This window comes from Brachybacterium sp. AOP43-C2-M15, from assembly GCF_052446295.1.
Taxonomy (GTDB): domain Bacteria; phylum Actinomycetota; class Actinomycetes; order Actinomycetales; family Dermabacteraceae; genus Brachybacterium.
Genome location: NZ_JBQSWB010000010.1, coordinates 16,209 through 35,206, shown reverse-complemented (window position 1 = coordinate 35,206; position 18,998 = coordinate 16,209). Strand labels below are relative to the sequence as shown.

17 protein-coding genes are annotated in these 18,998 nt (G+C 72.7%); 11 read left to right on the top strand and 6 right to left on the bottom strand.

What is annotated here, in order from left to right:
* Positions 1 to 6: 6 nt before the first annotated feature.
* Positions 7 to 1,179, bottom strand: coding sequence for an amidohydrolase (locus tag ACT3SP_RS12290; RefSeq protein ID WP_444587581.1), 1,173 nt, complete (start codon positions 1,177 to 1,179; stop codon positions 7 to 9).
* Between the two features lie 71 nt (positions 1,180 to 1,250).
* A complete protein-coding gene (locus ACT3SP_RS12285; RefSeq protein WP_444587580.1) occupies positions 1,251 to 1,382 on the bottom strand; it encodes a hypothetical protein in 132 nt (43 codons plus the stop codon).
* Positions 1,383 to 1,389: 7 nt separating this feature from the next.
* On the opposite strand from ACT3SP_RS12285, the gene ACT3SP_RS12280 reads away from it, so the two are divergent.
* The 4 genes from ACT3SP_RS12280 (at position 1,390) to ACT3SP_RS12265 (ending at position 4,305) form a co-directional block, all read left to right on the top strand.
* A complete protein-coding gene (locus ACT3SP_RS12280) occupies positions 1,390 to 2,265 on the top strand; it encodes a polyphosphate kinase 2 family protein (protein WP_444587579.1) in 876 nt (291 codons plus the stop codon).
* Positions 2,266 to 2,359: 94 nt separating this feature from the next.
* Entirely contained in the window at positions 2,360 to 2,857 is a 498-nt protein-coding gene (tpx, locus tag ACT3SP_RS12275) for a thiol peroxidase (RefSeq protein WP_444587578.1), read from the top strand.
* A 117-nt stretch (positions 2,858 to 2,974) separates the two neighbouring features.
* Positions 2,975 to 3,352, top strand: a complete 378-nt coding sequence (locus ACT3SP_RS12270; RefSeq protein WP_444587577.1) for a DUF488 domain-containing protein — start codon at positions 2,975 to 2,977, stop codon at positions 3,350 to 3,352.
* Between the two features lie 113 nt (positions 3,353 to 3,465).
* Positions 3,466 to 4,305 carry a sulfite exporter TauE/SafE family protein gene (locus ACT3SP_RS12265; RefSeq protein WP_444587576.1) on the top strand — a complete coding sequence of 280 codons (840 nt, stop codon included), beginning with the start codon at positions 3,466 to 3,468 and terminating at the stop codon, positions 4,303 to 4,305.
* A gap of 25 nt (positions 4,306 to 4,330) precedes the next feature.
* Here ACT3SP_RS12265 and ACT3SP_RS12260 read toward each other — a convergent pair whose 3' ends face one another.
* From ACT3SP_RS12260 to zupT, 4 genes are all read right to left on the bottom strand, one after another.
* Entirely contained in the window at positions 4,331 to 5,119 is a 789-nt protein-coding gene (locus ACT3SP_RS12260) for an alpha/beta fold hydrolase (RefSeq protein WP_444587575.1), read from the bottom strand.
* 176 nt (positions 5,120 to 5,295) lie between these two features.
* Complete coding sequence (locus ACT3SP_RS12255) at positions 5,296 to 7,536, bottom strand: NADP-dependent isocitrate dehydrogenase (protein WP_444587574.1); 2,241 nt, start codon at positions 7,534 to 7,536, stop codon at positions 5,296 to 5,298.
* Positions 7,537 to 7,681: 145 nt separating this feature from the next.
* A complete protein-coding gene (locus tag ACT3SP_RS12250; RefSeq protein ID WP_444587573.1) occupies positions 7,682 to 8,845 on the bottom strand; it encodes a hypothetical protein in 1,164 nt (387 codons plus the stop codon).
* Between the two features lie 169 nt (positions 8,846 to 9,014).
* The gene (zupT, locus tag ACT3SP_RS12245) at positions 9,015 to 9,845 is read right to left on the bottom strand and encodes a zinc transporter ZupT (RefSeq protein ID WP_444587572.1); all 831 of its coding nucleotides are present in this window, start codon (positions 9,843 to 9,845) and stop codon (positions 9,015 to 9,017) included.
* A gap of 102 nt (positions 9,846 to 9,947) precedes the next feature.
* On the opposite strand from zupT, the gene hisD reads away from it, so the two are divergent.
* The 7 genes from hisD to ACT3SP_RS12210 all read left to right on the top strand — a co-directional run bounded on the left by hisD (position 9,948) and on the right by ACT3SP_RS12210 (position 18,964).
* The gene (gene hisD / locus ACT3SP_RS12240; RefSeq protein WP_444587571.1) at positions 9,948 to 11,285 is read left to right on the top strand and encodes a histidinol dehydrogenase; all 1,338 of its coding nucleotides are present in this window, start codon (positions 9,948 to 9,950) and stop codon (positions 11,283 to 11,285) included.
* Positions 11,286 to 11,338: 53 nt separating this feature from the next.
* Entirely contained in the window at positions 11,339 to 11,983 is a 645-nt protein-coding gene (locus tag ACT3SP_RS12235; protein WP_444587570.1) for a hypothetical protein, read from the top strand.
* 325 nt (positions 11,984 to 12,308) lie between these two features.
* Entirely contained in the window at positions 12,309 to 13,592 is a 1,284-nt protein-coding gene (locus ACT3SP_RS12230; RefSeq protein ID WP_444587569.1) for a sugar ABC transporter substrate-binding protein, read from the top strand.
* Position 13,593: 1 nt separating this feature from the next.
* Positions 13,594 to 14,544, top strand: a complete 951-nt coding sequence (locus ACT3SP_RS12225; RefSeq protein ID WP_444587568.1) for a carbohydrate ABC transporter permease — start codon at positions 13,594 to 13,596, stop codon at positions 14,542 to 14,544.
* The gene (locus ACT3SP_RS12220; RefSeq protein WP_444587567.1) at positions 14,544 to 15,362 is read left to right on the top strand and encodes a carbohydrate ABC transporter permease; all 819 of its coding nucleotides are present in this window, start codon (positions 14,544 to 14,546) and stop codon (positions 15,360 to 15,362) included. Before ACT3SP_RS12225 ends, ACT3SP_RS12220 begins: the two co-directional genes overlap by 1 nt.
* Before the next feature lie 115 nt (positions 15,363 to 15,477).
* Positions 15,478 to 17,100, top strand: a complete 1,623-nt coding sequence (locus ACT3SP_RS12215) for a glucoamylase family protein (protein WP_444587566.1) — start codon at positions 15,478 to 15,480, stop codon at positions 17,098 to 17,100.
* Complete coding sequence (locus ACT3SP_RS12210; RefSeq protein WP_444587565.1) at positions 17,087 to 18,964, top strand: glycoside hydrolase family 3 protein; 1,878 nt, start codon at positions 17,087 to 17,089, stop codon at positions 18,962 to 18,964. The genes ACT3SP_RS12215 and ACT3SP_RS12210 overlap by 14 nt, the downstream gene beginning before the upstream one ends.
* The last annotated feature ends 34 nt before the right edge of the window (positions 18,965 to 18,998 follow it).

The following is an 18,998-nucleotide window of genomic DNA, read 5'->3' as shown; positions in this document are numbered from 1 at the left end:
GGGAGGTCAGCGGGGTGCGATCACGGGCTCGCCCTCGGCGTCGCGACGCATGACCTCTCGGCCTCCCTGCCAGACCCGCAGGGTCCGGTTCCGCACGTCCAGCGGGTCTCCCTCCCACAGCACCAGGTCCGCGTCCTTCCCGGCGGCGAGCGAGCCGATGCGGTCGGCGAGCCCGAGCACCTCGGCCGGATTCACGGTCAGCGCGCGCAGCGCATCGGCCGGGTCCATCCCGTGCTTGACGGCGAGCGCCGCCTGGTGCACCAGGAACTCGATCGGCACCACCGGATGATCGGTGATGATCGAGACCTTCACCCCGGCCTCCGTGAGGATGCCCGGCGCCTTCGGGGTGCGGTGGCGCACCTCCACCTTGGAGCGGGAGACGATCAGCGGGCCGTAGAGCACCGGCACCCCGGCGGCCGCGACCCGGTCCGCGATCAGATAGGCCTCGGTGCCGTGGTCCAGCACCAGCTCGTAGCCGAACTCCTCGGCGATCCGCAGCGCGGTGGCGATGTCGTCGGCCCGATGCGAGTGCTGACGCCACGGGATCTCCCGCTCGAGCACCCGGCTGAGCGCCTCCGAGACGAGGTCCGCGTCCCGCTCGTCGACGGGCTTCGCGGCCCAGGCACGAGCGGTCGCGAAGGCCTTGCGGATGGTCAGCGCGACGCCGAGCCGGGTCGACGGGGTCTGGGAGCGCTCGCCGTAGACCCGCTTGGGGTTCTCCCCGAGGGCGGCCTTCAGCCCGGACGGGCTGCGCAGCACCATCTCGTCGACCACCCGGCCGTGGGTGCGGATCGCGACGGCCAGGCCGCCGATGGGGTTGCCCGAGCCGGGATTGACGTTCACCGCGGTCACTCCGCCGATGATCGCGTCGTCGAAGCCGACCTCGACGGGATTGATCGCGTCGATCGCGCGAGCGGCCGCCATGACCGGGTCCGTCATCTCGTTGGTGTCCTGACCGGCCCAGCCCTCCCCCTCCTCGTCGACCCCGAGGTGGACGTGGGCGTCGATGAAGCCCGGCAGCAGCCAGCCCCCGGCGGCGTCGACGACCTCGGCATCCGCAGGGAGCTCGAGGTCGGGGCCGAGGGCCGTGATCCGGCCGTCCTCGAGCAGCAGGGTCCCGTCGAAGGGCTCCCCGTCGATCGGGACGACATGGGCGTGAGTGATGGCGGTGATCGTCATGGCACGACATTCCGCCGGGGGAGCGCCGGAGTCAAGTTCACGCAGGGCCGCGCCGGGGTGCGTGCCCCGGGCTACCCTGCGTGCATGTCGAAGAAGACGAAGCCGAAGAAGCCGAAGAAGTCGAAGAAGAAGACGTCGAAGACGTCGGAGACGCCGAGCACGGTGCGGAAGTCTCCGACGCGTCCGAGGACGGCGACGAGCACGAAGCCCGTGCCAGGGGCCGACGTCGGACCGCAGGCGGCTCAGCGCCCCGCGGGCTTCCCGATCGCCTCGGGCTGGACCGGGGAGGTCGCCGACCTCGATCCCCGCGCCACCCCCGGCTTCGAGGGGAGGAAGGCCGACGGCAGGGCCCTGCTCGCCCGGCGCGACGCCACCCTCGGCGAGCTCCAGGAGCGGCTCTACGCAGCCCACCACGGCCGTGAGGGCGGACGCTCGGTGCTGCTGATCGTCCAGGGCATGGACACCTCCGGCAAGGGAGGGATCATGCGCCACGTGGTGGGGGGCGTCGACCCGCAGGGCGTCGACATCGCCGCCTTCAAAGCCCCCACCCCGGCGGAGAAGCGCCACGACTTCCTGTGGCGCATCCGCAGGCGCACTCCGGCGCCGGGGATCATCGGCGTCTTCGACCGCTCGCACTACGAGGACGTGCTCATCCACCGTGTGCACGGCTGGGCCGATGCGAAGGAGATCCGCAGCCGGTACACCGCGATCAACGCCTTCGAGCGGGAGCTGAGCGAGGCCGGCACGGTGATCGTCAAGGTCATGCTGCACATCTCCCGCCAGGAGCAGGGGGAGCGGCTGATGGAGCGCCTCGAGCGCCCGGACAAGCACTGGAAGTTCAGTCCCGGGGACGTCGACGAGCGTGAGCACTGGGACGCCTACATGGACGCCTACACGAGGGCGCTGCGGGCCACCTCGACCGTCGGCGCGCCGTGGACGGTGATCCCCGCGGACCGCAAGTGGTACGCGCGCATCGCCGTCCAGCAGCTGCTGCTCGACGCGCTCGAGGGCATCGACCCGCAGTGGCCCGCCGCGGACTTCGACGTCGAGGAGCAGATCGACCGCCTGCGCGCGACGATGGACTGACGCGGCGCACCCCCGGCGGGCGGCGCACCAGGGAGGCGGGCGCGCGCCCAGGGAACGCCTTGTGCCGTTCAGGTGCGGGGACGATGATGGGGCCATGGCTTCCATCACCTTCAAGAACGATCCCGTCACCACCGCCGGGGAGCTGCCCGCGAAGGGCTCCTCGCTCCCGGACTTCGACCTCGTCGGCCAGGACCTCGGCCCCGTCGCCGGCGCCGATCTCGCCGGCAGGCGCGTGGTGCTGAACATCTTCCCGTCCCTGGACACCGGCACCTGCGCCATGTCCGTGCGGAAGTTCAACGAGCTCGCGGCGGGCCTGGAGAACACCGTCGTCGTGTGCGTCTCGAAGGATCTCCCCTTCGCCCAGGCGCGGTTCTGCGGCGCCGAGGGTCTGGAGAACGTCGTCACCGGCTCCGCCTTCCGCTCCTCCTTCGGCGAGGACTTCGGCGTGACCATGAACGACGGTCCGCTGGCCGGGCTGCTCTCGCGTGCGGTGGTCATCGCCGACGAGAACGGCGAGGTCGTCTACACCGAGCAGGTTCCCGAGGTCACCGAGGAGCCCGACTACGACGCCGCGCAGGCCGCCCTCGCCTGAGGGGCCCGCCCCACCCCGTCGGACCGTCCCCCGGACGGCACCGTCGCACCTCTCCGGACCCGGTCCGCGCTCATGGCGTCGGCCGGGTCCGTCCGTCCCGTCTCCGGAGGAGCAGTGATGAGCACCCTGAGGATCGACCTCGCCCGTGTCCACGACGTGCTGGACGACGGCGGCGCCGGCGCGCAGGAGCACCGCGTGCTGGTGGACCGTCTCTGGCCGCGCGGGGTGGCGAAGGAGCGACTGGACCACGACGAGTGGGACAAGGACGTCGCGCCCAGCTCGGATCTGCGCCGTGCCTTCCACGAGGGGGAGCTGGCGTTCGCGGAGTTCGCGGCGCGCTATCGCCACGAGCTCGAGGGATCCGGTGCCGCCGAGGCGCTGCGCGACCGGTCCCTGGGTGCCGGGGCGGAGCGACTGGTGCTGCTCTACGCCGCGAAGGACGCCGAGCACAACCACGCCCTCGTGCTGCAGGACGTGCTGCGCGAGCTGGTCTGAGCGCACCGGCACCGCGAGTGCCGGTCCCGCACGGGCGGGCATCGCCGTCGGGGCCGGGAGCGTCTGCGAACGCTGTCCGCCCCGCCCCCTGATCGTGGGTACAGTCGACGCTCGTGGAACCCCTCTCGCTGATCGTCCTGCTCGTCATGGGCACCCTCGCCGGTGCCATCAACGCCGCGGTCGGCTCGGGCTCCCTCCTCACCCTTCCGGTGCTGCTCGCCCTCGGCATGCCGCCGGGCGTGGCGGTGCGCACCAACACCGTCGGGATCCTCTTCTCGACCATCGGCTCGACCTACGGGTACCGGCGCGAGATCGCCCGGGAGAAGGGGAACCTCGGCCCCCTGGTCACGGTCACGGTGGTGGGCGCCACCCTCGGCGCGCTGCTGCTGCTGGTCTCGCCCTCGGGTGCGCTCGACCTGGTGGTGCCGATCCTCATCGTCGTCGCCCTGGTGATGGTCGTGTTCCAGAAGCGGTTCACGGCGGCCCTCCGCGCCGGGCGGGACCGGCGCGCGGCGCGTCGCGAGACCTCCGCGCGGGCCGACGAGGAGGAGGCGGCCCCGCAGGACCGGGTCGTCTCCCGCAGCCCGTACCGCTCCCCGGCGCTGGTGGGATCGATCGGCGCCGCCTCCGTCTACGGCGGCTACTTCACCGCGGCGCAGGGTGTGCTCTACCTCGGGATCCTGGGCACCTTCACCGGCCGCACCATGGGCTCGGTCAACAGCGTCAAGAATCTGCTCAGCCTGGTGGTGAACCTCGCCGCCGCCACCGTCTACGTCATCGCGCACTTCGTGCTGGGCGTCGAGATCGTCTGGCTCGCGACCGCCGCGATCGCCGTCGGAGCACTGCTGGGCGGCTACTTCGGGGCGCACCTGGCCAAGAGGATGCCCGAGTGGCTGCTGCGCGGCATCATCGTCGTGGTCGCGCTCGTGGCGCTGGTCAGGCAGGTCGTCTGAGAACGGTGGCGCGGCCGCCCGCATCTCACCGGAGGAACGGGAGCACCCGGTCGAGGACCTCCTCGGGCGGGAACAGGGTGCCCCCGTGGTCGCGACCGGGCAGCGGCACGAACTCCGCGTCGGGCATCTGCGCCGCCGCCCGTCGGGACTCCTCGCAGCGAGGGTGGTCCTCGGTGCCCGCCATCCACAGCGCCGGCACCCGGCAGTCGGCGAGGGCCTCGGCGGGCACCCCCGCCGTCGCGTCGGTCGCGGTGAGCAGGGCGGCGACCGCGAGCGGATCGGCGGCGAGGAAGGCCGCGCGGGTGGCGCGTGCGCGGCGCGAGGTCGCCCGGGGGCCGAGCCCCTGCCCGGCGCAGAACGCCTCCATGCCGTCCTCGCGCACGGTGTCGATCACCCCGGGGAAGAACACCGAGTCCACGGCGCCGTGCTGCGGTGCGGCCGAGCCGCCGAGGCTCACCAGGCGCGTCACCCGCCCGGGATGCTCGAGCGCCGTGCTCAGCGCGATGCGGGCACCGAGCGAGTAGCCCAGGAGAGCGGTGCGACCGATGCCCTCGGCCTCGAGCACCGCGAGCAGATCCGCGACGAACACCTGCTGGGTGTATGCGGCGGGGTCGTGCGGGGCGCCCGAGCGTCCGTGGCCGCGCAGGTCCATCCGCAGCACCGTGTGCTCGGCCGTCAGCGGTCCCAGGTACCCCAGTCCGCGCCAGATCGCCCGGGAGAGCACGGAGCCGTGCAGCAGCACCAGCGGCGGTCCGGAACCTGTCACGTCATAGCGCAGGTCGGTGCCGTCCACGGGGGAGGGGATGACGGGCACGACGGGCCTTTCCTGCGGTCGCAGCGGACCGCGGGCTGCGGGGAGCGGGGAGCGGGGGATCGGGCGGCGGGATCCGGGAGGCCCGGTCCCGGGGAGCCGCCCGGACGCCGATGCCGGTCCGGTCCGCACGGGCGGTCCGGACCGGCATCGGGGCGGTCCTCACGGGGCGGCGGGCGTCACAGCGCCGCCGAGATCTCCTCGAGGATGCGGTTGAAGGTCGTCGACGGGCGCATGACCGCGGAGATCTTCTCGAGGTCAGGGCGGTAGTAGCCGCCGATGTCCGCGGGCTTGCCCTGCACCGCCAGCAGCTCCTCGGCGATGGTCGCCTCGCTCTCGGTGAGCTCCTTCGCGATGGGGCCGAAGGCCGTGGCGAGCTCGACGTCCGCGCCCTGCTGGGCGAGCTCCTGGGCCCAGTGCATCGCGAGGTAGAAGTGGCTGCCGCGGTTGTCGATCGAGCCGAGCTTGCGCTGCGGGGACTTCCCCTCGTGCAGCAGCGTCTCGGTCGCCCGGTCCAGGGCATCGGCCAGCACCGCAGCGCGGGGATTGTCCGCAGTGCGGGCGAGGTGACGCAGGGACTCGGCCAGCGCCAGGAACTCGCCGAGGCTGTCCCAGCGCAGGTAGTCCTCCTCGACGAGCTGCTGGACGTGCTTGGGGGCGGAGCCGCCGGCGCCGGTCTCGAACAGTCCGCCGCCGTTCATCAGCGGCACCACGGAGAGCATCTTGGCGCTGGTGCCCAGCTCCATGATCGGGAACAGGTCGGTGAGGTAGTCGCGCAGCACGTTGCCGGTCACCGAGATGGTGTCCTCGCCGCGGCGCACGCGCGCCAGGGTGTGCTCGGTGGCCTCCACCGGGTTCAGGATGCGGATGTCGAGGCCGTCGGTGCTCTCTCCGTCGACCGGCTCGGCGAGGTGGGTGCGCACCTTCTCGATGAGGTTGCGGTCGTGGGCGCGGGACTCGTCCAGCCAGAAGACGGCCGGCATCCCGGACTCGCGCGAGCGGCGCACCGCCAGCTGCACCCAGTCGCGGATGGGGGCGTCCTTGGCCTGGCAGGCACGGAAGATGTCCCCGGCGGCGACCTCATGGCTCATCAGCACGGCACCGGAGGCGTCGCGCACCTCGACCCGCCCGTCGGCCTCGATCTCGAAGGTCTTGTCGTGGGAGCCGTACTCCTCGGCCTTCTGCGCCATCAGGCCGACGTTCGGGACCGTGCCCATGGTGGTCGGGTCGAAGGCGCCGTTGCGCTGGCAGTCCTCGATGGTCGCCGCGTAGACGCCCGCGTACGACGAATCCGGGATCACCGCGAGGGTGTCCTGCTCGGCGTCGTCCTTGTTCCACATGTGACCGGAGGTGCGGATCATCGCCGGCATCGAGGCGTCGACGATGACGTCGGAGGGCACGTGCAGGTTGGTGATGCCCTTGTGGGAGTTGACCATGGCGAGGTCGGGACCGTCGGCCAGGTCCTGCTCGATGGCGGCCCGCACGCCGGCGCGCACGGTCTCGTCGAGGTCCTCGACCCCGGCGAGGATGCCGCCGAGGCCGTTGTTGGGGGACAGGCCCGCCGCGGCGAGCTGGTCGCCGAACTGGGTGAACAGAGTGGGGAAGAAGGCGCGCACGGCGTGCCCGAAGAGGATCGGGTCCGACACCTTCATCATGGTGGCCTTGAGGTGCAGGGAGAACAGCACGCCCTGCTCCTTCGCGACGGCGATCTGCTCGCGCAGGAAGGCGTCGAGCGCCTCCGCGCGCATCACGGTGGAGTCGACGACCTCCCCGGCGAGCACCGGCAGGGACCCCTTGAGCACGGTCTCGGCACCGTCGGGCGCGACGTGCACGATCGACAGGGTGTCCTCGCCGTCGAGGATCACCGACTGCTCGTTGTCGCGGAAGTCGTCCTGGCCCATGGTGGCCACCGAGGTCTTCGAGTCCTTGCTCCACTCGCCCATGCGGTGGGGGTGGGCCTTGGCGAAGTTCTTCACCGCGGCGGGGGCGCGGCGGTCGGAGTTGCCCTCACGCAGCACGGGGTTCACGGCCGAGCCCTTGACGGAGTCGTAGCGGGCACGGATGTCCTTCTCCTCCTCGGTGGAGGGGGACTCGGGATAGTCCGGCAGCGCGATGCCCTGGCCCTGCAGCTCGGCGATCGCGGCCTTGAGCTGGGGCACCGAGGCGGAGATGTTGGGGAGCTTGATGATGTTGGCCTCGGGGGTCCTGGCCAGCTCTCCCAGCTCTGCCAGGGCGTCCGCCTCCCGCTGGTCCTCGGGCAGGAGGTCCGAGAACGTCGCCACGATGCGACCGGCCAGGGAGATGTCACGGGTGGTGACGTCGATCCCGGCGGTGTCGGAGAAGGCGTCGAGGATCGGCAGGAACGATGCGGTCGCCAGCATCGGCGCCTCGTCGGTGTGGGTGTAGATGATGCGCGCCATGTGTCGCGGAGCTCCCTCGGGTCGGTGCGGCATTTGTCTTGAGGTCAAGACTCATCGTCTCATGACGGATCGAGGGCGGGCGCGGTCCCGCCGCGTCGATCCGGACGGCACCACGGTACGGGAGAAGCGCCTCCTGCGTCCCGGCTCAGTCGACGACCTCCTCGTCGACGACCTCCACCTCCCATGCCTCGGAGAGGATCACGTGGGTGTCGCCGTCCGCATCGACCGTCACGGCGACGCCGTGCGCCCGGTAGTCGCCGGGGGCCAGTGCGTCGGCGCCGCACGCGCCCTGGGTGGTCCAGGCCCTCTCGGTGCGGGTCGCGCCGTCCTCGCCCATCCACTGCAGGGGGATCTCGGCGGCATTGCGCGCCCCGGCCACCACGGTGCCCGTCGTGGGATGGACGACCACGACGGCCTGCAGGAGCGCGCGGGTGCCGCGGTCCGCGCCGGTGACGGTCACCGCGGCGGAGACGCCCGCCCCCGCGCCATCCTCCGGGACGGCGGTGGAGACGCTCGTGGTGGGATCCTCGACTGCCACCTCGAGGCCGTCCCCGTCCCCGACCGGCTCCAGCGGAGCCCGGCAGGCGAGGGCGGAGAGGTCCGCGGGGGTCTCGCCCGACGGGGCGTCGACGACGCCCGGAACGGCGCGCAGCTCACCGTCGACCACGTCGACCAGCACGTCCTCGCTCGCGCTCCAGCCGGCGTCGTCCCGCCCGCGGCCCGGACCGTCGATCCCGCCGCCGCTCAGGCGCAGCAGGAACTGTCCCTCGGGAAGCGGGGCGTCGTCGCAGGTCCCCACCGTCAGCTGCGCCGTGGCGGCCGACGGCGCCGCGCCCTCTCCTGCGACCTCGACCCGTTCGCGGACCACCATCGGCGGAGCGGGGGCGTCCGCGACGCCCAGCTGCCCGTCGAATCCGGCGGCCGGGGCGCCGCGGTTCTCGGGGTCGGCGGGCAGCAGCACGCCCTCGGGCACGAAGCCCCCGTAGGTGTGGTCCGGCTCGAGCCGGAAGGGACCGGAGACCGAGACGCGGTGGCCCTCGGCGCGCACCGTCTCCGGGACCAGGGTGCCGCCGTCGGTCGCGTCCACCGGCGGATCCTCCTCCCCGGGCCGGCACAGCCAGGACGGGTCCACCGGAGTGGTCCCGGCGCCCTCGACCGCGCCGGGGTCCATCGGCGCGGCGGCGCTCGGCGGGTCGGTGGACTCGTCCTCGGAGGGCAGGGGGAGGGCGTCGCAGCCGCCGAGAGCGAGGGCCAGCAGCGCGGTCGCCGCAGCCGCCGCGGTCCGGGGCCGACGACGCCGAGCAGGCACGGAGCGGCCCCTCGGCTGTCCGCTCACGACCCCCGGCATCCGATCCCACTCCTGTCCCCGTGCGTCCCTGCCCGCGCTCGACCGCTCCCGGTCCGTCGAGGGGCCCGGCCGCGCGCAGCGCTGGGAAGGAACCTACCGGAGCCCGACCGTTCCGCGGGACCGGGGCGCCTCACAGCACGAGCAGCGTGAGGGCCATGACCGCCATCCCGGCGATCAGAGAGTAGATGACGGTGTGGTGCTCGCCGGTCTCCTCGGCCGCGGGCAGCAGCTCGTCGAGGGAGACGAAGACCATCACCCCGGCCACCGCGGCGAGGATCGCCCCCATCGCATCCCCGCTGAGCAGAGGCGCGAGCAGCAGGAAGCCGATCACCGCGCCGACCGGCTCCGCGAGGCCGGTCATGGTCGCGAGCCAGAACGCCTTCGTGCGGGAGCCGGTGGCGCGTCGGATGGGGACGGCGACCGCGAGACCCTCGGGGATGTTGTGCAGCGCGATCGCGGCGACCACCGGGATCGCGATCTCGGGTGCCTGCAGCGCGGCGACGAAGGTCGCGAAGCCCTCGGGCACGTTGTGCAGGGCGAGGGCGATCGCGGTGATCGTGCCGGTGCGCAGCAGGCGGGCCCGCAGGGCGAGGTCGGCGGCCCGTTCCTCGGGGGCGCGGACCTCGTCGTGGCCGCCGCTGCCGGTCATGCGTCCGGTGAACTCGTGCGGGCTGACGGCGGTGGGGACGAGCCGGTCGATCACGGCGATGACGGTGATGCCGACGAAGAACGAGAGCACGGCCAGGGCGGTGCCGCGAGGGTCGGCGGGCCCGCCCCCGGAGAGGACCTGCGCCCCCTCCGGGAGCAGCTCGACGAAGGAGATGTAGAGCATCACGCCGGCGGAGAGGCCGAGCCCGCCGGCCAGCAGCCTCGGGCTGGTTCCCCGCCCCATCACGCCGAGAGCGGCGCCGATGCTCGTCGCCGCGCCGGCGACGAGGGTGGCGAGGAAGGCGACGAGCACGTGGACGACCCTAGCCCCTCTCCGCCGGCCTCCCGCGCATCGTGTCCCGCGCGCCGGTGGTCCCGCCGCGCCGCTCGCTGCGCCCTCTCCTAGACTGGACGCATGGCCGATCCCGCCCCCTTCCTCTCCGTCACCGATCTGCGCTCGCGCACGCTCAGCGTCGCCGAGCTCACCGCGGCGCTGCCGCGCGCCGAGCTCGATGTCGAGGCCGCCGCGCAGGCCGTCCGTCCCGTGGTCGAGGACGTCGCCGCGCGCGGCGCCGCCGCGGTGCTCGACGCCTCCGAGCGCTTCGACGGGGTGCGTCCGGAGCATCTTCGGGTCCCGTCCTCCGCGATCGAGCGGGCCCTGGCCGAGCTCGATCCCGGGATCCGCGCCGCCCTGGAGGAGTCCATCGCCCGGGTGCGCGCGGTCGACGCCGCCCAGCGCCGGCCCGCGGAGAGCGTGGAGGTCGTGCCCGGCGGCACCGTCACGCAGCGCTGGGTCCCCGTGCGCCGTGTGGGGCTGTACGTGCCCGGCGGACGCGCGGTGCTGCCCAGCTCCGTGGTGATGAACGTCGTGCCCGCCCAGGCGGCCGGCGTGCAGCAGATCGTGCTGGCCTCCCCGCCGCAGAAGGAGTTCGGCGGGCTGCCGCACCCCACGATCCTCGCCGCGTGCGCCCTGCTGGGCGTGACCGAGGTGCTCGCCGCCGGAGGCGCCCAGGCCGTCGCCCTGCTCGCCCACGGCGCGGAGGACCTCGGCGACGGGACCGCCCTGGACCCGGTGGACCTGGTGACGGGCCCCGGCAACGTCTACGTCGTCGCCGCGAAGCGCCTCGTGCGGGGCCGGGTGGGGATCGATGCCGAGGCCGGCCCCACCGAGATCGCGATCCTCGCCGATGCCGAGGCGGATCCCGCCTACGTCGCCGCGGACCTCGTCTCCCAGGCCGAGCATGATCCCCTCGCCGCGAGCGTCCTGGTCACCGACTCCCCGGAGCTCGTCGACGCGGTCGAGGCGCAGCTCGCCGAGCAGGTCCCCGCCTCCGCCCACCGCGAGCGCATCGAGGAGGCCCTGCGCGGACGGCAGAGCGGTGCGGTGCTGGTCTCCGACCTCGATCAGGGACTCACAGTCGTCGACGCCTACGGTGCGGAGCACCTCGAGATCCAGACCGTCGACGCGGCCGACGTCGCCGCCCGGGTCACCAACGCCGGGGCCGTCTTCGTGGGCCCGCACAGCCCTGTGAGCCTCGGGGACTACGCCGCGGGGTCGAACCACGTGCTGCCCACCGGCGGCAGCTCGCGCTTCAGCGGCGGCCTCGGGGTGCAGACCTTCCTGCGCGGCATCCATGTCGTGGACTACGACGAGGTCGCGCTGAAGTCTGCGCGCGAGGCCGCGACCGCGCTCGCCGCGGCCGAGGGTCTGCCCGCGCACGGCCGCGCCATCGACATCCGCTTCGAGCGCTGAGGATCGGGCGGCGCCCACGATGACGGGGACGGGCGCCGCAGGAGGAGGGGGAGATGGAGCAGGACCGCGGTCGGAGCGGAGATCCGGGGAGCGAACCGGCGGAGGAGAGGACGCGTGAGCTCGAGGAGCGGGTGCGCCGCCTCGAGGAGCGGCAGCGCCGGATCGGGCCGCGGCTGGACCAGGTCGAATCCGCCGTCCGGCTCGCGATCTGCCTGTCGGTGGTCCTCGTGCTCGCGGTCGGCTCGTTGCTGCCGTGGCTGGGCGACGGTCCCGAGGATGAGCGTCGCACGTATCGCCTGGGGCTCGTCCCGGTGCAGATCCTCCTCGGGGCGGCCCGGTCGGCCGACCCGGCGGAGCCGGCGGGAACGGCAGGTCCATCGGGCCCGGACCTCCTGCTGGTCGTCGCGATGACGGTCTTCGCCGTGACCACCCTCGGGGCCGTGCTCGCACTGGTGGCCGTCGCACGACAGGCCACCGTCCACCCGGTGATGGGCAGCGTGCTCGTGGCTGTGCTGATCTGCTGCGGAGCCGGTGCGCTGCTGCTCACGGGTCTCGCCGCCGGGAGGGTCGCGGAGCGCCCCTCCCTGGGAGAGGTGCACTGGGCCCCGATCCTCCTGTGGTGCACGGGCGCGACGCTCACCGGAGCGGTGCTCCGCGCGGCGCGCTCGCCGTTCGGCTCGATCCTCGGCCGATTCTGAGGGGCGGCCCGGACCGCTCCTCGCCCCAGCACGCCATCACCGCATCGCCCCTTCATCGCCTCGCCCCATCACCGCACCAGCTCCGCCCGTGACCGGCGCTGAGGGTCATCACGCCGGCCCGGGGCGACCCTGGGCCGACGCGCGCACCTGCGGAGGGCGCCGAGGCGCAGGGCGGGGCGTCGGAGGGCGCTGCGAGGACGGGGCGAGCGGACAGGAGTTGTGGCCTCGCTCGGCCTGGGTTACCGTTGTTCGCGATGTAAGCGCTTCCATACGTGAGGCGTCGGCGCCCTGCCCCGTCCCGGGCGCCTCGGACGAAGGAGTCACCATGGACCGCATCTCCCGCCGCCTGTTCACCGGCCTCGGCCTCACCGCCGGCGCCGCGCTCGCCGCCTCCTGCGGCCGCCCCGACGAGGAGGAGTCCGGCCCCGCCGCGCCCGCCGAGCCGATCGCCGAGGGACCCGCCACCGGCTCCCTCACCGTCTGGGCGATGGGCGCCGAGGGCGAGGCCCTGCCCGAGCTGCTCGCGGGGTTCGAGGAGGAGAACCCGGACGTCACCCTCGAGGTCTCCCCGGTGCCCTGGGACTCCGCCCATGACAAGTTCACCTCCGCGATCGCCGCCGGCACGGCGCCGGACGTCGCCCAGGTGGGCTCGACCTGGATGGCCGAGTTCGTGAGCCTCGACGCGCTCGAGCCCACCCCGGACTCGATCGCGACCGACGACTACTTCCCCGGCGCGCTCGAGAGCGTCACCGTGGACGACACCGTCTACGGCGTGCCGTGGTACGTCGAGACCCGCCTGGTCTTCTACCGCAAGGACATCGCCGAGTCCCTCGGCATCACCGAGCCGCCCACCGACTGGGAGGGCCTGTTCGAGATGGCGCGCACGATGCAGGGCGGGCCCGACGGGACGTGGGGCATCGCCCTGCAGCCCGGCGGTCAGGGTTCCTGGCAGACGGTGCTCCCGCTGATCTGGTCCAACGGCGGGGACGTCGTCTCCGAGGACAGCGACGAGTTCACCTTCGTCGCCGCCGCGAACGAGGAGGCGCTGGCCTACTACCAGTCCTTCTTCACCGAGGGGATCTCCGACCCGGCGCCCGCCGAGGGCACCACCGAGCAGGACTTCGTCTCCGGCGCGGTCCCGATGTTCATCTCGGGGCCCTGGATGATGGCCGGCGTCGAGGCCGTGGGCGGCGAGGGCTTCGCCGAGAAGTACGGCGTGTTCGTGATGCCCGAGAAGGAGTCCGGCGCCAGCTTCCTGGGCGGCGCGAACGTGGGCGTCTTCCAGGGCGGCGAGAACCGTGACAGCGCCTGGAAGCTCGTCGAGTACCTCGCGCGTCCCGAGGTGCAGGTGCAGTGGTTCGAGATCGTGACCGCCATGCCGAGCCTGCAGGCGGCCTGGGAGGACGAGACCGTCTCGGCGAACGAGAAGTTCGAGGCCTTCCACACCCAGCTGCAGACGGCCTTCGCTCCGCCCACCATCGCCACCTGGGAGCAGGTCGCCGCGAGGTTCGACGCCCAGGTCGAGCAGGTCTGCAAGCAGGATCTCGCCCCGGCCGACGCCCTGGAGACCGTCCAGGGCGAGGCGCAGGGCATCGGGACCGGCGCCTGAGATGACCGCAGCGCCCCTGCGGGACACCGCCGCGTCGCAGCCCGACGGCGCGATCTCCCCGCCTCGCCGCCGCGGCCGGCGCGGGGCGGGGGAGGCCCGTGCCGGGATCCTCCTGTCCCTGCCCTTCGTGCTCCTCTTCGCGGTCTTCATCGCCTGGCCGGTGCTGCAGTCGATGTTCATGTCCTTCACCGACATGCGCATCAGCGACATCCGCTCGCCCTTCGCGGTGAACTTCGTGGGGCTGGACAACTACCTCACCGCCTTCGAGGACCCCGTGTTCCGCCGGGCCGCCGCGAACACCGGCATGTTCGTGCTGGTCGGAGTGCCGTTGACGATCACCGCCGGCCTCGCCGCCGCTCTCGCCCTGGACAGGGGCGTCACCCGACTTCGCGGGGTGTTCCGGATGGGCTTCTACACGCCCGTGATCACCTCCATCGTCGCGGTCGCGGTGGTGTGGAGGTTCCTGCTGCAGCCCGGGACAGGGCTGGTCAACACCGTGATCGGCTGGTTCGGGCTGGAGGGCCCCAACTGGCTCGGCGATCAGCGCACCGCGCTGCTGTCCCTGGTGGTGATGGCCGTCTGGCGCAACTTCGGCACCTCGATGGTCATCTTCCTGGCCGGCCTGCAGGCCGTGGACAGGGGCCTGCACGAGGCCGCCGCCCTCGACGGCGCGAGCCGCTGGCAGCGGTTCGTCAACGTCACGCTTCCCGCCATCCGCCCGACGATGCTCTTCGTGCTGGTCACCACCTCCATCGGTTACCTGCAGTTCTTCGAGGAGCCCTTCGTGATGACCAGCGGCGGCCCGCTGAACGCCACCATCTCCGCCTCGATGTACACCTACAACCAGTTCGGCTTCGGGAACTACGGCGTGGCCGGGGCGATGGCCTACCTGACCTTCCTCGTGATCGGCGTGGTCACCCTCGTCCAGTTCCGCCTGATGAGGGAGAAGTGATGATCGAGCGCCGCAATCCCGTGCTGACCTACATCGTGCTCACGGTCTTCGTGCTGCTGGTGATCACGCCCTTCGTGTGGATGATCCTGGGCAGCCTGAAGACCCAGGGCGAGCTGCTGCGGGTCCCCCCGACCTGGCTGCCCGAGGAGCCGACCTGGGACAACTTCCGCCGCCTGTTCGAGCGGCCCTTCGGGCGCTACTTCCGCAACTCCACCGTCGTCGCGCTCGCCGTGACGGCCGGGAACCTCCTGTTCAGCTCGATGTTCGGCTATGCGCTCGCGCACCTGCGCTTCCCCTTCAAGCGGGCGCTGTTCGTCCTGGTGCTGGTGTGCCTGATGATCCCGGGGCTGGTCACCTTCATCCCGCAGTACGTGCTGGTGGTGAACATGGGCCTGGCCAACACCATCCCCGCCCTGATCCTTCCCTTCCTCGTCCAGCCCTTCAGCGTGTTCCTCATGCGTCAGTTCTTCCTGGGGCTGCCGCGCGAGCTGCTCGAGGCCGGTCGGATCGACGGCGTGGGGGAGATCGCGATCTTCTTCCGGATCTTCCTGCCGCTGGCAGGGCCGGCCTTCGCGACCCTCGGGATCCTCACCTTCCTCGGTTCCTGGAACAACTTCCTGTGGCCCCTGGTCGTCTCCTCCAGCGAGGCGACCTACACCCTGCCCGTCGCGCTGGCCCTGATCTCCACCGGGCAGAACCAGACCGACTACGGCCTGCTCCTGGCCGGTGCCACGCTCATCGTGACGCCGGTGCTGGTGGTCTTCCTGATCTTCCAGCGCCACTTCATCCAGGGCATCGCCACCACCGGCATCAAGTGAGCCCGCCCTCCACCTGCCCGACCTCCACCAGCCCGCCCCGCGAGGCCGAACCCCGGAGCGCACCCCGAATCGCACGAGCCCACGGTCCGACACCCCACCGCCTCGAGGAGGCATCGTGAATCCCATCGACCGACGCACACTGCTCACCGTCCCCCTGCTCGGCGCCGGCGCCCTCACCGGCACCGCCGCCCTCACCGCAGCGGGCACGCCGCACGGGGCCGCCGGAGGCGCGGCGAGCTCCGGCCGGGCCGGAGCGCTCGGCGGGCCCGGAGCCCCCGGCTCCGCCGGGCCCCGCTCCGTCGGTGCCCCACCCGCCCGAGGCAGCGGGGAGGACGCACTCCTGCGGCGCTGGGCGTCGGACACCTGGCGCAGCCTCGACGCGATGACGGTGCCCTCGACCGGCCTGATCTCCGACAGCATCTCCGCGGATCTTCGCGGCCACTCCCGCCACACCTCGCCCACCAACATCGGCGGCGGCCTGTGGTCCACCCTCATCGCCCGCGAGCTGGGACTGCTGTCCCCGGGCCGGGCCCGCACCCGCATCGCCACCGCCCTGCGCAGCCTCGAGCGGATGGAGCACCACGAGCCCTCGGGCATGTACGTGAACTGGTACGACGAGACCGACCGCTCGATCCTGCGCGCGTGGCCCGGCACCGGCGCCCCGGTGGTCCCCTTCGTCTCGAGCGTGGACATGGGCTGGCTCGGCGCGGCCCTGCACGTGGTGGCCGAGGCGGATCCGTCCAACCGGCGCCTGGCCCGGACGCTCTTCGACCGCATGCGCTGGGACGTGTTCTTCGACGAGGAGGTCGAGGCGCAGCCCGGGCTGACCGTCGGCGGCTTCTGGCTCGAGGACCCGAGCCGCGAGGACGCCGAGCTGCGTCCGCTCTACCACGACATCCCCGGAGCGGACGTCTGGTACCACTCCGGACACCACTACGACACCGCGATCTCCGAGGCCCGCATGGTCACCTACCTCGGGATCATGACGGGGCAGATCCCGGCAGGGGCCTACTTCTCCACCTTCCGCACCTTCCCGCCGGACTGGGACTGGGCCGAGATGCCTCCGGTCGGGGAGTGGGGGGAGTACGAGGGCGTGCCCGTCTTCGAGGGCGCCCACACCTACCGCGGTATGCAGATCGTGCCCGGGTGGGGAGGATCCATGTTCGAGGAGCTGATGCCCGACCTGTTCGTGCCCGAGGCGAGCTGGGCCCCGGACAGCTGGGGTCGGAACCACCCGCTGCACGTGCGCGCCCAGCGCGAGCACGGGCTGGACGAGGCCGGATACGGATACTGGGGATTCTCCCCCTGCTCCGACCCGCACGGCGGCTACCGCGAGTACGGCGTCGACGCGCTGGGGCTGAACCCCACCGGCTACTTCTCCGACGCGGCGGAGACGGACTGGCACGTGGACGAGCCCTATCCGCAGGGCCTCGACGGGGTGGTCACACCGCACGCCGCCGCCCTCGCGCTGCAGTACGAGCGCGAGGCCGCGACCGAGAACCTCTCCCGGATCGAGCAGGACCTCGGCGCCTACGGGAGCGGCGGCTTCCACGACGCGATCGCCGTGCGCACCGGCACGCGGGCCGAGCGGCACCTGTCCCTGGACCAGTCGATGGTGCTGGGGGCGCTGGGCAACGTCCTGCTGGACGGGCAGCTGCAGGCCTGGTTCGGCTCCGACGAGGCCGAGGCCGCGCTGCGCCCCGTCATCGCTCAGGAGGTGTTCCGTGCCCACGGCTGACTCCTCCCTGCCCCGCCTCGAGCGCGCTGCGGACGGCACCGCCTACCGGGACCTGAACGGCAACGGTGTGATGGATCCCTACGAGGATCCGCGCCGCAGCGCTGAGGAGCGCACCGAGGACCTGCTGGGGCGCCTCTCGCTCGAGGAGAAGGTCGGGCTGCTGTTCCACACGGTCATCGAGACGGGCGCCGACGGCACTCTGCTCGAGGAGCCGGGGGCGATCTCGAAGTCCGCCACCTCCGAGGTCGTGCTCGACAAGCACATGAGCCACTTCAACGTGCACGGGCTGGAGAGCGCCGAGGCCGCCGCGCGCTGGCACAATCGCCTCCAGCACCTCGCCGAGCGCACCCCGCACGGGATCCCGGTGACCGTCTCCACCGATCCCCGCCACGGCGGTGCCCAGAACGCCGGCACCTCCTGGGTGACCTCGTTCTTCTCCCTGTGGCCCGAGCCGCTCGGTCTCGGAGCACTGGAGGACCCCGCCCTGGTGCGCGAGTGGGCCGACTGCGTGCGTCGCGAGTACACGGCCGTCGGCATCCGTGCAGCCCTCCACCCGGTCGCCGATCTCGCCACCGAGCCCCGCTGGGCCCGGCAGCGCGAGTGCTTCGGACAGGACCCGCAGCGGGTGGCCGAGTCGCTGGAGGCGGCGCTCGAGGGTCTGCGCGGCCCCGAGGGCGAGTCCGCGGTCCAGTCCACCGTCAAGCACTTCCCGGGCGCCGGCCCGCAGAAGGACGGCGAGGACGCCCACTTCCCGTACGGACGGGACCAGGTCTACCCGGGAGGGCGGTTCGAGGACCACCTCCTGCCCTTCCGGGTGGCCGTCGAGCAGGGCGCCGACGCGATCATGCCGTACTACGGCCGGCCCGTCGGCCTCGAGCGGGGCGGGGAGCGGATCGAGGAGGTCGGCTTCGGCTTCAACCGCCAGATGCTCACCGGGCTGCTGCGCGGCGAGCTCGGCTTCGACGGCGTGATCGTCAGCGACTGGGAGCTCGTCAACGACAACCATGTCGGCGAGCAGGTGCTCCCGGCCCGCGCCTGGGGTGTGGAGGAGCTCACGCCCTCGCAGCGGATGGCGCGGATCCTCGAGGCCGGCGCGGACCAGTTCGGCGGCGAGGAGTGCACCGCTCTGCTGCTGGCTCTCGTGCGCGAGGAGGCCGTCACCGAGGAGCGGATCACCGACTCCGCCCGCCGACTGCTGCGGGTGAAGTTCCGCCTGGGCCTGTTCGACGACCCCTACGTCGACGAGTCGGCGGCCGCTCGCCGGGTGGGCACCGCGGAGGACCGCCGCCGCGGCCATGAGGCCCAGGCCCGCAGCGTGGTGGTGCTCCACGACGACGGCGACGTGCTGCCTCTGCTCAGCTCTCGGGGAGCGACCCGCATCTACGCCGAGGGGCTGCCCGACGACGTGGTCGCCGCACTCGGCGTGCGCGTCGGGACCCCGGCGGAGGCGGAGGCGGCGCTGCTGCGCATCGGTGCCCCGTTCCAGCCCCGGGACGACCTTTTCCTCGAGTCCTGGTTCCACCAGGGGGACCTCGCGCACCCGCCGGGCCTCGCGCACCGCCTGGCCCGGATCCGGGCCCTCTGCCCGCTGATCCTCGACGTGGATCTCGACCGCGCCGCGGTGCTCACCGACATCGCGCCCGTCTGCGACGCGCTCACGGGCAGCTTCGGGGTCTCGGGCGCCGCCTGGGCCGACGCCATCACAGGAGTGCTCCCCGCGGAGGGGCGCCTGCCGATCGAGCTGCCGCGCTCGATGGCGGCGGTGCGCGCCGCGGCCGAGGACGCCCCCGGCGGCACCGAGCAGCCGCTCTATCCGCGCGGGCACGGACTCGAGATCGACCAGGTGCTCCGCAGCGGGCGGTGATGACGCAGGCGGTGCTCACGCGGGCGGAGATCAC